Here is a 13294-nt window from a genome sequence, read left to right on the forward strand (position 1 = left end):
CTCCGCCGTATGGCTGCCGCCGATTCCGGCAAACACCGCATGCTCGGCTTGCGTCAGGCCGAGCGTCGGAAGCAACTGGGTCTCGCCCGCTTCCGCCTTGAACAGTCCCTTGGCCGCGAACCGCGTCGCCGCCTCCTCCAGTTGAACGGGGAAGCCGGCGCCAGCCGCCGACGGGAACATGCCTTGTTTGAATCCATCGCCGGCAAGCCGCACGATGACCTCCGCATTCCGCAGCGCTTCGGCTGCATTCGCTTCCATGTGAAACCGGACTTCCATAGTTGCGCGGGCCTCCTCACAGGCAACCCGGCGGGCCTCGCCCCGCCGGGTATCTATGTAAAATAAAAAGAATCGGACTCTACCCCGATTCTAAAGGTTTACGATACCGAAGGCAAATGAATCTTGAACGCCGTTCCTTCGCCCGGCGTGCTGTCCACCCGGATCGTACCGCCATGGTTACGAATGATCCGATAGCTGACCGAAAGCCCGAGGCCGGTGCCCGCTTCCTTGGTCGTAAAAAACGGATCGAACAGCCGGCCGAGCGTTTGGCGGTCCATGCCCTTGCCGTTGTCGCGGACCAGAATGACGACGTTCTCCCCTTCTTTGTACGTGGCGACATCGATCCGGCCGCCGTATTCCTCGTTCATGTCGCTGATCGCGTCAAGCGCGTTGCGGACGAGATTCAGTATGACCTGCTTGATCTGTTTCATGTCGATCGATACCTGCAAATTCTCCTCATAGGACTCGTAGTGAATTTGGCAGCCCTTCATCAGCGCTTCGCTGTCGGAAAGCATCAGCACCTCGCGGAGCAGCGTATCGATCGCCACCTTCCGCACCATGGGCGCAGACGGCTTGGAGGAGTTCAGAAATTCGTAAATGATGTCGTTTGCACGATCGATCTCGGTGAGAATGATCCGCGCGTACTCCTCCTTGCCGAGCGCTTCCAAATGCGGTCTAAGCAGTTGAATGAAACCGCGTATCGACGTAAGCGGATTACGGACTTCATGCGCGATCGCCGCCGCGATTTTGCCGAGCATGGCCAGCTTGTCGTTCTGATACGCGCTCTGCTCGATTTGCTTGTACTCCGTGACGTCTTTTACGCTGATCAGGTAGTCGCCGTCCAGCTCGTCGGCATAGGTCCCTGTCAGGAGCAGATGCCGGCCCGCCTCGTCCTGAATCTCATAATAGCGGGAGCGTTGAAGCACCATCTCGTGATAGACGCGTAAAAGGCTTCGTTTAACGCTCCGTTTTAGTTTCGGATGGGACAAAATGTCGCGGAGGGTGCAGCCGACCAGCATTTTCCGGGGAACATCGAGGAGCTTCGCCATCTTCAGGTTGATGAACGAAAGAATCCCGTCCGAGTCGAACAACGCGATTCCGCTGTCCATATGCTGCAGCACATTCTCATATTTGTTCTTCACATTCTGAAAGGACAGATGCGATTTGAACAGCATTTCCCGCATTTCGGTAAAAATGTGCTCGTTGCTGTCGCTGGGTTGTGTCCGAATTCGGTAGGCGACCATCAGTTCGATCAGAAAAATGAAGGATCGGTTGTACAGCGCCAGCGCCTCCTCCGACTCCACATTCGCCACAAGCGTCTGCATCGTCTCTTCATGGAGCGCAATGATCTCCTCCGGATGGATCCCTTGCAGCAGCTTGCCAAGCTGTGTAGCCTCAAACAGTGAAGCTTCATTCCCGTCCTTGACGTATTGGGCCAATGCCGGAAAATAATGCTTGCGAAGCGCAATCATCATTCTTTCCCCCCTGTCGCAGTTGCCTTGCAGGGAGCGCAATCGTTCGATTCCGTCGCCTTTCGCCATTTGCGGAACGTAATGCGTGTTTCGTCGAAACGATTATGGCTGACGTCCAGATCATCCACCAACTGGGCGGCCCATTGCGTATCTACAGGGCCTGCCATTCTATGCCGCTCATACATGCTTACTTCGATTCCCGCCTTTTCCTCTTTCAGAAAATAATCGATATTCATGCGGCACACATCCGCTATCGCGATCAGCTTTAAAGCCATTTCCGAAACCGCAAATGCTAATTTTGTTTGATCAACCAGACCGAAACCGAGATTTTTGGCCATCTCCCGCGCCCGTTCGCGTGCCTGAATCGCATCGGACGGTTTTGTGATGAGGAAAGTTTCCAAAATTGTTTTCGCCTCCGCTTGTACAGCGTTATCACTCACAGGTTTCAACCGATCCTGTCTTTATCATAGTTATGTAAAGAATTGGAGTCAACGGGAGACTTTGTCGAAAAATGAAGAAAGCCGTACAAGCCGAAAAACGGTGAAAAGCGGAGCTTTTCACCGTTTGTTTGCCGCAAGGATTACGTTTCAATCGTCTTCCTTCTTGTTTTTACGCTTGTCGTCCGTCTGCTTGTTCGGCTGCCGTTCGGCACGGCTCGACTGCGCCTTTCGATCTTCCTTGTCACCGGTATCGTCGTCATCTTTTATCTCCTCGACGCCCCCCGATTTGCCGCCTTTGCGATCCGATTCGCGATCTGCTCCGGCGCGACGGCCGCTATCTCCGTCGTCGTAGTCGTCGCCGCCATCATTATTGTTATCATCGTCATCGTCCGGCCGGTCTTCATTGCCGGCATCCTCACGCTTGCCTTTCTTATCGGCCTTCTTGTCCTTCTGTGCCTCAGCGCGATCCTTGTCCCCGCCGTCGCGCTGCTGCTCCTTGATCCCATCGGTTTTCGTCCCGGTTTTCGGCTGATCGTTCGCTTGCTCCGCATCCTTCGGGTCCTTGACGTTCGCCTTGGCCGCTGCCTCTCCGGTCTTCAGCAGCTTTTTCAGCTCGGCTTTAATGCCTTCCTCGTCGGCGGCTGCGGCTCCCATCAGCGCCTTCACGCCGCCAAGGCTTTTGACCGCGTTATGAATCGACGTTTGCTTCAGCGCCTCCAGCTTGATCGGCGCTCCTTCTTTGTTCGCAAGCAGATAGACTGCCATTTTGCCGGGCGAAACGCCTTGCGCCATCGACGTATCACGGAGCTCCACAGGAGCTTTCAGATGGGTGATTTGAACCGGCGTACCCGTTCCGGCCTCCTCGACGGTTTGCGTGACGGCTTGATCGACCGCCGAGGCGACTTCATCCTCGAAGCCTACGGCGGCACGGCCGTCAACCAGAATGCTTGTGATGAAAATGTCGCCATCGTTCAGTTCCAGATAACGGGCGGCATTGACGTTCTTGATGATTTGGGAGGCGACATCCTCTATCGGCTTTCCTTTAAAGGCAACGCCCTTGATGACCGCCGCTCCGTCGGCGTTCAATGCCCGCAGCTCCAGCACATCCCGGTTGGCAGCAATGCCGAACTCGATGCTCGGATTAATATCCATCGCCACATACGCCGCGACTTCCGGCCCGCCGAACGGCCATACGCGGGGCAGGGCCAGCGCCAGCAGCAAAATCACAGCTGCGGCCGCCGCTGCCGGCAACCAGATTGGCCGGCGAATCGTGACACTTGCGGCCCCTCCGAACTCGATTTCCTCGCCGATCCGGCGGTTGTGAAATCCCGGCACCTTCCGATACGAGCCGTCCGGAGTCAGGACTACACAAAATTTTTTATGCACTTCCAGTACAACTCCCCTGTTCATAGTCCCACTCCTTCCGCGGTTCGGTGGCTTGTTCCGTCGGCTCGCTCCAGGTATGCCTGCAGATGCGGATAATCTCCCTGCAAAATAAGCGCTGCGGCAATAATAAACTTGCGGTTGCGCTCAAGCGTCTTGCGCGACACCTCGCAAAGCAAGGTCAGCTCCTTGATCGGAAGCTGCCGTTTCGTTTCGAGCAGTGCGAATAGCTTAGCATCCGACGCCAGCCGGGCGCCTATTCCGTACAGCATCGCGCGCGAATCGGCATGCTTGGGCGATTTCTCGGCCAGCTCCAGAAAAGAGATGCCGTACGGCTGCAGCCTCGCCATAAAGGCTTCGATTTCATATCTTCGGCGCTCCGACTGCCGCTCCTTGTCATAAATCGCAAGCGCAGCGCCCGTCACCACCGGATTTACCGGCGTATCCTCGTCATCCTCCGTATCGAACGCGCTCATCGGCACCGTGTGCGCATGGCGCTGCTCTTTTCGGACATAGTCAATTAACCGGCGGCGGATGACGGTTTCGGCAAAGCCGATAAACGACTTGCCGGCAGTCGGCGAGAACTGGTCGATCGCTTCATTGAACGCGAGAAGCGCAATGCTGAACTCGTCGTCGCAAGTTGGATCGATATATCGTTTGCAGAACCGGCTGGTCACCTTGGCGATGTAAGGCCGGTAAGCCGCGATGAACGTATCGCGCAAGCCGGGCTCGCCTTGGGCGATACGCTCCACGACAGATTCGGGTGACGCCTTCTCCCCGTCCCCGGCCTCGGTTCTGCCGAAAAACCGTTTGATCAATAGGAGTAACAACCGCTCCACCTCTTATGTACATCATTCGTTGATTCTATGCGCCTTCAGGGGGCAGGACGAATATTCCCCAAAAAACAAAAAAGAAAGAAAAAAGCCTCCTCAAGAGGCGGGTTCCCATTAGCGTGATTCCGAGGGACGGCGCTGACGAAGCCTGTTCCGTCTGCCGTTCAGGATAACGAGCCGTTTCTTGAGCTGCTCCTCCCAGCCTGAGTCCCCCAACTGCTTGGCGAAAGTGAGCAGATCGAGCGACATGTCGATTTGACTCGCAACCACGTCCATCGGATCCTCATTCTCGTTATTTACGCAATTTTCGAGCAGCTCGTTCCCTTTCTGCTCCACGTAATCTTGGAAATCGACCTCGAAAGCGCCGTCGCCGTGCGCATATTCGGCCAGCATCTCATATTCGTCCTCAATCAGGTAATGGATGTCCACTCGATGGCACACGGGGCAAAACAGGATCGGCACGTTATGAATGTGCGTCCGGTAATGCTTTAATGTCCCTTTCGTCCCGATCATACTGGCGCCGCAGCAGAAACTCATACTGTCACCCCCACACTTTTACCAATTCGATACCCTCGGCGTTTCCGGCGAATCATTTTTTCAGCTGACTACCTTCAATATTATTCGCCGGGAAGAGGTCAGATTCCTGCACAACGCTTCGACAAAAAACGCCGGCGCCCACTCGCCCGCCGCTCTTTCACCTTCTATTTCGCCCCCCCCAAAAAAAAGAACCCGCTTCCCTGTACAGGGAGGCGGGTTCCTGTCGTACCGCTTACTGCTTACTTCGCAACCAGGGTGGATTGGCCCGGTTTCCAGTTCATCGGGCACAGACCGCCCGATTGCAATGCTTGAAGCACGCGAAGCGTTTCTTCAACACTGCGTCCCACATCGTTATGGTTAACGACCTGATATTTCAGTTCGCCTTCCGGATCGATGATGAACAGGCCGCGCAGCGCGATGCCTTCATCTTCGATCAGAACGCCGTAGTCGCTTGCGACTTTCTTCGTCAAATCGGCAGCCAGCGGGAAGTTCAACTCGCCGAGGCCGTTATCGTTCACCGGCGTGTTGATCCATGCGCGGTGGCTGTGTTTGCTGTCCGTGCTGACACCGAGAATTTCCGTGTTCAGCTTCTTGAACTCGTCGGCAGCCATGCTCAATGCCGTAATTTCCGTCGGACATACGAACGTGAAGTCCAGCGGATAGAAGAACAGAACAAGCCATTTGCCTTTGTAATCGGAAAGCGAAGCCTTGCCGAAATCCTTGCCGTTGCCCAGCGCGGTTTCCATTGTGAATTCCGGTGCCGGCCGTCCTACCAAACGTTGTGTCATGAACAGAAATCCTCCTTGCGCAAATGCGTTTTTTCTTGGAGCCAACCGCCTTACCGGCGCTTGGCCTTTCAAAATATGATACTATCATCCGCCAAGAATAAAGTCAAAATTATAATTACCACTGAATTACACTAATTATAAAATAACTTTACTGCAAACGTTTTATTTGCGCATGGCGGCAACGATCAGTTCGCCCATCGCTTGGGTGCCGATCGCCTTGCTCTTGTCAACGGCAATGTCGCCTGTCCGGTGACCTGCGTTCAGCACCTCTGCGACGGCGTCCTCGATCGATTTCGCCGCATCCTCGTAGCCAAACGTCAGACGGAACATGAGCGCCACCGACAAAATCGTCGCGATCGGGTTTGCGATGCCCCGGCCTGCAATATCAGGTGCCGAGCCGTGTACGGGCTCGTACAATCCGAACGCGCCTTCTCCCAGGGAAGCGGAGGACAGCATGCCGATCGAGCCAGTCAGCATCGCCGCTTCGTCGCTCAGGATATCGCCGAACATGTTTTCGGTCACGATGACGTCGAAGCTCGACGGACGGCGGAGCAGCTGCATCGCGCAGTTATCGACGAGCACATGCTCCAGCTCGACATCCGGATACTCCGGAGCAATCCGGTTGACGACTTCGCGCCACAGACGAGACGTTTCAAGCACGTTTGCCTTGTCGACGGACGTCAGGAACTTGCGGCGTTTCTGTGCGATTTCAAAAGCCTGGCGCACGATCCGCTCGACTTCGGCTACATTGTAGACGCATGTGTCGACCGCTTCCTGTCCGTTCTCGCCCTCGCGGCGGAATTTCTCTCCGAAGTAAATGCCGCCCGTCAGCTCGCGCACGACGATCAGGTCGGTGCCTTCCAGCACTTCCGGCTTCAACGTCGAGGCTTCCTTCAGGCAGTCGAAGATCGTTGCCGGGCGGATGTTGGAGAACAAGCCCAGCGCTTTGCGAATGCCGAGCAGACCGGTTTCCGGACGAAGCTCCTTCGGGTTGTTGTCCCATTTCGGTCCGCCTACCGCTCCGAGCAGAACGGCGTCCGCGCGTTTGCACATGTCGAGCGTATCCTGCGGCAGCGGCGTTCCTTTCTCATCGATCGCGATACCGCCGAAAAGGCCCTGCTCGAACGAGAATTTGTAGCCGAACAGTTCCTCGGTTTTGTTCATTACTTTAATCGCTTCCGCGACGACTTCCGGTCCGATGCCGTCTCCGGCGATAACCGCGATTTTTTTCACATCTGCCATTATACCCCTACACTCCTTTATTTATATCAAGCTCATTTTATCGCGGCGCCCCGGCGATTGACGTTTGTCGATCAGCCGGTTAAGCGCGTCGATGTAAGCGCGGGCGCTCGCTTCGAGAATATCCGTGCTGACGCCGCGGCCTTGTGCCGAAACCTCGCCCTGCTTCAATACGACATGCACCTCGCCGAGCGCATCCTTACCCTGCGTTACCGATTTGATGGAATAATCCTCGAGCTCGACCGCTTCGCTCGTGAGCCCGTCAATCGCGTTGTAAATGGCATCGACAGAGCCGTTTCCTTCCGCGTTCTGCTCCGAAACGCCTTTGCCGGCAACCCGGATCGACACGGTCGCGTGCGGAACCGATTGGTTGCCGTAGCTGACCTGAAGCTTCTCCAGCGTGTACACCTCCGGCGTATCGATCAGCTTCTCTTCCAGCATGGCTCGAATATCTTCATCGCTCACGTTCTTTTTACGGTCGGCCAAATCCTTAAACTTGCCGAACGCCGCATTCACCGCGTCTTCGCCGAGATCGTATCCGAGATCGATCAGTTTCTCGCGGAAGGCGTGACGTCCCGAATGCTTGCCGAGCACCAGCTTCGATTCAACGAGGCCGATCGTCTCCGGCGAGATGATCTCGTACGTTGTCTTTTCCTTCAGCATGCCGTCCTGATGAATGCCCGATTCGTGAGCGAACGCGTTCGCGCCCACAATCGCCTTGTTGCCCGGAACGACCATGCCGGTCAGCTTGCTGACGAGACGGCTCGTCTTGGCGATTTCCTTCAGGTTAAGCGTCGTATGCGCACCGTAAAATCCCGCACGTGTCGCGAGCGCGAGCGCCACTTCCTCGAGAGCCGTGTTGCCTGCGCGCTCCCCGATGCCGTTGATCGTGCCTTCGACCTGCTCGGCGCCGTTCTCTATCGCAGCCAGCGCGTTTGCGGTCGCCATGCCGAGATCATCGTGGCAATGCGCGCTCAGTTGAATGTTCTCGATGCCGGTCACATTCTGTTTCAGCGTCTTGAAAATATTGCCGAATTCCGAAGGCGTCATATAGCCGACCGTATCGGGAATGTTGACGACGGTCGCCCCTGCGCGAATCGCCATTTCCGTCACCTGGCACAGGAAATCAAGCTCGGTCCGGCCGGCGTCCTCCGGCGAAAACTCGATCTTGCTGAAATACTGCTTCGCATACCGGATTGCCGCCTCGGCCGCTTCCAGCACCTGCTCCTTCTCCATCCGCAGCTTATGCTTCCGATGGATCGGGGAAGTGGCCAGAAACAGATGAATGCACGGATCCTGCGCGTCCTTCAACGCCTCGCGCACCGCGTCGATGTCCTGCGTCCGCGAACGGGACAGCCCGATAACCGTCGCGTTCTTCACCGCGCGCGCAACTGCGCTAACGCCGGCGAGATCGCCTGGCGATGCGGCCGGGAAGCCCGCCTCGATCCGGTCGACGCCCAGCTTCTCCAATTGCAGCGCGATCTCAACCTTCTCTTTCATGTTCAGGTTGACGCCAGGAGATTGCTCCCCGTCGCGCAACGTCGTATCAAAGATATAAATTTTACGCATACCGCACCTCCATGACGTCTGCGTGCACGGCAACACGCCGTTTGTCCGTAAGCGCAATATCCCGGCCCGGCGGCGCGGCGAAACCATGCTCCGCAAGGGGCATGGTTTCGCTGTGGTCCGTCCGTTCCGGGATCATTCGCCGACGATTTGTCCGTATCGGATTTCCGTTATATAAACAAATTTATTTCTTGATCCAGTGCATCATCTCGCGCAGCTGGCTGCCCACCTGCTCGATCGGATGCTCGGCTTCGCGTCGGCGGGTAGCCGTCAGCGTCGCCTTGTTGGATTGGTTCTCCAGGATGAAATCGCGAGCGAAACGGCCGGACTGGATGTCCTCCAGCACGCGCTTCATTTCTTGCTTCGTTTCATCCGTCACGATGCGAGGACCGGTGACGTAGTCGCCGAATTCAGCCGTGTTGGAGATCGAATCGCGCATCGAAGCCAGGCCGCCCTCGTACATCATGTCGACGATCAGCTTAAGCTCGTGCAAGCACTCGAAATAAGCCATCTCAGGCGCATAGCCTGCTTCTACGAGCGTTTCAAAACCGGCTTTAACCAGAGCGCTCGTGCCGCCGCACAGAACGGCTTGCTCGCCGAACAGATCGGTTTCGGTTTCTTCGCGGAAAGACGTTTCGATAACGCCTGCGCGGGTACAGCCGATGCCTTTGGCATAGGCCAGGCCGATAGCCTGCGCGTTGCCCGTAGCGTCCTGTTCGATTGCGATCAGGCCGGGAACGCCGAAGCCTTCGACGTACGTACGGCGAACCATGTGGCCAGGCGACTTCGGAGCAACGAGCAGCACGTCGGTATCGGCGCTAGGCACGATTTGGCCGAAATGAACGTTGAAGCCGTGGGAGAACATCAGCGCCGCGCCTTTTTTGAGGTTAGGCTCGATCTCTTCTTTATAAACGCGGGCTTGCGTTTCGTCCGGCATCAGAATTTGCACGACGTCGGCCAGCTTGACCGCTTCCGCTACCGGTAACACCTCGAAGCCGTCATTTTTTGCCTTGTCGGCGGATTTGCCGGCGCGCAGACCGATGATAACCTTCAGGCCGCTGTCGCGCAGGTTTTGCGCCTGGGCATGGCCCTGGCTGCCGTAACCGATTACCGCAATCGTTTTGTTTTGCAGAACACCGAGGTCCGCATCTTTCTCGTGAAACAATTTAACTGCCATAAGAATAAAAGCCTCCTTTGATTTAAACCCTTTTGAACGGGTGCTCGAGGAGGGTGCCGGCCGAAGCGGTTCCCCCGCTTGAGCACCCGTTCAAAACGGGCGTGATTCCATATGTAAGGCCGCTGCGGTACAGCGGCGGCCCTGTTGCCGCAATACTGCAGAATAATCCCCAAAAAGTGACGTGATGCTCTGTAAGCTTAATCCGGTTACTTTTCGGGGACCCCATCTAGAATAAAGTTACACCCATCCCGCCGGCATTGCAACTTTCCAAGCGGCAATTCGTTGAAACGATCCGGCATTACTTCATCGATGCGTTGCCGCGTACCATGGCCGTAACGCCGGTGCGCGCCAGCTCGCGGATACCGTACGGCTTGAGCAGCTCGGTCATCGCGTCGATTTTGTCGGAGTCGCCTACCACCTGAACCATCATCGTACTGGAGCCGATGTCGACGACCGACGCGCGGAACGTTTCGACCACCCCAAGAATCTCGGGACGGGAGGCCGGCTCCGCGTTGACCTTGATCAACGCGAGCTCGCGGCCGACCATCGGATTGGCGCTCAGATCGACGACCTTGATCACGTCGATGATCTTGTACAGCTGCTTGCTGATTTGCTCCAGCGTGTTGTCGTCGCCGGTGGTGACGATGACCATCCTGGACAAGCCCGGCTCTTCGCTGGCGCCGACGGTTATGCTCTCGATATTGAAGCCGCGGCGGCCGAACAGGCCGGATACGCGCTGCAGGACGCCGGGCTGGTTATTGACGAGTACGGCGATCGTATGCTTGCTCATGTCTACGCATCCCCCAGTATCATATCATCGATCGTGTTTCCTTGAGTGACCATCGGATACACATTCTCGCCCTTGCGGACGACGAATTCGACGACTGCCGGTCCGTCATGACGGAGCGCCGCTTCCCATGCCTCGCGCGCTTCCTCTTTGTTCGAAGCGCGGAAGCCTTTTACCCCGTACGCTTCGGCCAGCTTGACGAAATCCGGGCTGCCGGCAAGATCGATATGGCTGTAACGATTGTCGTAAATGATCTCCTGCCATTGGCGAACCATCCCCAGCACCTGGTTGTTGATGATCGCGACCTTGACCGGGATGTTGTTGATCGAGCAGATGGCCAGCTCCTGCGCGCACATTTGCATGCCGCCGTCGCCGTTGATCGACACGACCGTACGGTCCGGATTCGCCATCTGGGCGCCGATCGCGGACGGAAAGCCGAAGCCCATTGTGCCGAGGCCCCCGGAAGTGACCCAGGAACGCGGCTGATTGAAACGGTAATACTGCGCAGCCCACATCTGATGCTGCCCGACGTCGGTCGTGACGATCGCTTCGCCCTTGGTCGTCTCATGAATCATCTCGATGACCCACTGCGGCTTCAGCTCGACTTCGGAATCGTTGTAGGTGAGCGGCATTTCTTTTTTCCACTTCGCCACCTGCGCGCGCCACTCGTCGGCCTTGTCGGCGCGTTTCGCGTCCTTGTTGGCTAGCTGGAGCACGGTCTTGATATCGCCGACGATCGGAATGTCGGTCGGCACGTTTTTGCCGATCTCGGCAGGGTCGATGTCGATGTGGACGATTTTCGCGTTCGGCGCAAAACCCTGCAGCTTCATCGTCACGCGGTCGTCAAAGCGGGCGCCGATGTTGATGAGCAGGTCCGCCGCTTGAATTGCCTTGTTTGCCGTATAGGTTCCGTGCATGCCCGGCATGCCCATCCACAGCTCGTTGCCGCTGGGGAAACCGCCGAGTCCGAGCAGCGTCGTCGTGACTGGAATGTCCGTCTTCGTCACGAATTCGTACAGTTCCTCATGGCCGCCGGAGTAAACGACGCCGCCGCCTGCCAGAACAACCGGACGAGACGCCTCGCCGATCGCCTTGATCAGCTTGTCGACCTGATTTTTGTTCGGCGACACGGTCGGGTTGTAGCCGCGGATGCTGATATCCTTCGCCGGCTTGAACAGCGTCGTGGCCGCCGAGACGTCCTTCGGGATATCGATCAGAACCGGACCCTTGCGGCCGGTATTGGCGATATGGAAAGCCTCATGAATGATGCGCGGCAGATCCTCCACGTTGCGGACCAGGTAGCTGTGCTTCGTAATCGGCATCGTGATGCCGATGATGTCGGCTTCCTGGAAAGCGTCCGTTCCGATCGCGCTCTGGACCACGTTGCCCGTGATGACGACCAGCGGAACCGAATCCATGTACGCGGTCGCGATGCCCGTCACGAGATTCGTCGCCCCCGGGCCCGAGGTTGCAATGCAGACGCCGACCTTGCCGCTGGCCCTCGCATATCCGTCAGCCGCGTGAATGGCCCCTTGTTCATGGCGCGTCAGCAGGTGGTTGAAATCTTTGAACCCGTGCATCGCGTCATAAATGTACAGCACCGCGCCGCCGGGATATCCGAATACGCAATCCACGCCTTCCAGCACCAGGCTGCGAAGCAATATTTCGGAACCCGTAATGACTTCGGGCTTCGACAGCCGTTCCATGATTTCCTCTTTTGACCGAAGCGTCGTATCTTGTGCGCTCATCTTGGTCATCCTCCTTCCGCATTATCCAAAACTTTGCCCTTAGATGCGAAGAGATGCACTGCAGGGTAAACCGCATGCTTGTCGGGGACCTGATAAAAAGCCGGACAATCAAAAAAGCCTCCCGTCCCTAACACGAATCCGTGTTGAGGGACGGAAGGCATATCTTCCGTGGTACCACCCAGGTTTGTCATACATCTCGCAATGTATAACCTCGACAGGAAATAAAATCGGCGTGCACTCCGACTCTCTTACCTTTGGCACTTTAACGCGTGCCCCGCGATTCTCCCTAATAAGCAGCGCCTTTCAGGAAAACAGCTCCGAGGTGAGCTCGTAGAAAAGGGGTTTTGGCGACGGTCTCAGCATCTTCCGTCCGCTCTCTGAGCAAAAGAGCCCTTAACACTTCGTCCTCATCATTGCCGATGTCGTATTAGCTTATCGTTAATTATATGCACTGCGGAAGCATTCGTCAAGACTAATCTGTCCCACAGCCGGAAAAGTTATGCGGCTTTCGGGCAAGCGGCCCTTCTCCCACATAAGATGTATACAGCCGCCGACCTTGCAAGGCGGCGGCGAGTATCCTGAACACGGGAAGGGATCTTCATGATCAGATCGTACAGAGCGGGAAGCGACGCCGCCGACATTATCCGGCTGATCCGCACCGAGCTAGTCCCCTTGTCGCACAACGCCGGTTACGCGGGACGTTTGTCCGACCGCGATCTGGCAGCCCGCCTGAAGCGCGGCGCCGCTTTCGTCGCCTCGCGCGGACGGACCGCCCGGCCGGACGGCTTCATTCACGTGGATGTTCGCAACGATGTGCTGTTCGTCGATATGCTGGCCGTGCAGCCGAGCCTGCGCCGCCGCAACGTCGGCGGACGGCTGATGGCCTTCGGCGAAGCATACGGGCGCTCGGCAGGCTGCTCGAAGGCTTGTCTGTTCGTGGACGAAGGCAACGAGCGGGCGCACCGATTCTACGCCCGGCTCGGTTATGCGACAGTCCGCTATGTTCCCAATTACCGCTGCTTCGATCTGTTCCTTGCTTACGTAGCTC

General features: G+C 56.8%; 12 protein-coding genes and 1 pseudogene. 1 reads left to right on the forward strand and 12 read right to left on the reverse strand.

Features of this window, described 5'->3' with window-relative positions; translation table 11 throughout:
* The 12 genes and pseudogenes from BG52_RS15965 to ilvB form a co-directional block, all read right to left on the reverse strand.
* Positions 1 to 276 (reverse strand): annotated as a pseudogene (locus BG52_RS15965) (hypothetical protein); the annotation flags it as partial.
* A 98-nt stretch (positions 277 to 374) separates the two neighbouring features.
* On the reverse strand, positions 375 to 1748 hold the full coding sequence (locus BG52_RS05985; RefSeq protein ID WP_036583719.1) for an ATP-binding protein: 1374 nt from the start codon (positions 1746 to 1748) through the stop codon (positions 375 to 377).
* A complete protein-coding gene (locus BG52_RS05990) occupies positions 1748 to 2149 on the reverse strand; it encodes an ATP-binding protein (RefSeq protein ID WP_051587814.1) in 402 nt (133 codons plus the stop codon). Before BG52_RS05990 ends, BG52_RS05985 begins: the two co-directional genes overlap by 1 nt.
* 186 nt (positions 2150 to 2335) lie before the next feature.
* On the reverse strand, positions 2336 to 3598 hold the full coding sequence (locus tag BG52_RS05995; protein ID WP_036583577.1) for an anti-sigma factor domain-containing protein: 1263 nt from the start codon (positions 3596 to 3598) through the stop codon (positions 2336 to 2338).
* A complete protein-coding gene (gene sigI, locus BG52_RS06000; protein WP_036583579.1) occupies positions 3595 to 4401 on the reverse strand; it encodes an RNA polymerase sigma factor SigI in 807 nt (268 codons plus the stop codon). The genes BG52_RS05995 and sigI overlap by 4 nt, the downstream gene beginning before the upstream one ends.
* Before the next feature lie 117 nt (positions 4402 to 4518).
* The gene (locus BG52_RS06005) at positions 4519 to 4941 is read right to left on the reverse strand and encodes a hypothetical protein (RefSeq protein WP_036583581.1); all 423 of its coding nucleotides are present in this window, start codon (positions 4939 to 4941) and stop codon (positions 4519 to 4521) included.
* Positions 4942 to 5180: 239 nt separating this feature from the next.
* Positions 5181 to 5729, reverse strand: coding sequence for a peroxiredoxin (locus BG52_RS06010; RefSeq protein ID WP_036583583.1), 549 nt, complete (start codon positions 5727 to 5729; stop codon positions 5181 to 5183).
* Positions 5730 to 5891: 162 nt separating this feature from the next.
* Positions 5892 to 6971: a 3-isopropylmalate dehydrogenase gene (leuB, locus tag BG52_RS06015; protein ID WP_036583585.1), complete on the reverse strand. Its 1080-nt coding sequence runs from the start codon at positions 6969 to 6971 to the stop codon at positions 5892 to 5894.
* Between the two features lie 21 nt (positions 6972 to 6992).
* Positions 6993 to 8537, reverse strand: coding sequence for a 2-isopropylmalate synthase (locus tag BG52_RS06020; protein ID WP_036583587.1), 1545 nt, complete (start codon positions 8535 to 8537; stop codon positions 6993 to 6995).
* A gap of 181 nt (positions 8538 to 8718) precedes the next feature.
* Positions 8719 to 9711: a ketol-acid reductoisomerase gene (gene ilvC, locus BG52_RS06025; protein ID WP_036583590.1), complete on the reverse strand. Its 993-nt coding sequence runs from the start codon at positions 9709 to 9711 to the stop codon at positions 8719 to 8721.
* Positions 9712 to 10009: 298 nt separating this feature from the next.
* The gene (gene ilvN / locus BG52_RS06030) at positions 10010 to 10501 is read right to left on the reverse strand and encodes an acetolactate synthase small subunit (RefSeq protein WP_036583592.1); all 492 of its coding nucleotides are present in this window, start codon (positions 10499 to 10501) and stop codon (positions 10010 to 10012) included.
* Positions 10502 to 10503: 2 nt separating this feature from the next.
* Positions 10504 to 12246 (reverse strand): biosynthetic-type acetolactate synthase large subunit, encoded by a 1743-nt coding sequence (gene ilvB / locus BG52_RS06035; protein ID WP_036583594.1) that lies wholly within the window; start codon positions 12244 to 12246, stop codon positions 10504 to 10506.
* A gap of 600 nt (positions 12247 to 12846) precedes the next feature.
* Here ilvB and BG52_RS06040 point away from each other — a divergent pair.
* Positions 12847 to 13294, forward strand: a 448-nt coding sequence (locus BG52_RS06040) for a GNAT family N-acetyltransferase (RefSeq protein ID WP_036666972.1), incomplete at its 3' end; no start/stop codon positions are given.

The sequence above is a fragment of the Paenibacillus darwinianus genome, assembly GCF_000598065.1.
GTDB classification, from domain to species: domain Bacteria; phylum Bacillota; class Bacilli; order Paenibacillales; family Paenibacillaceae; genus Paenibacillus_I; species Paenibacillus_I darwinianus.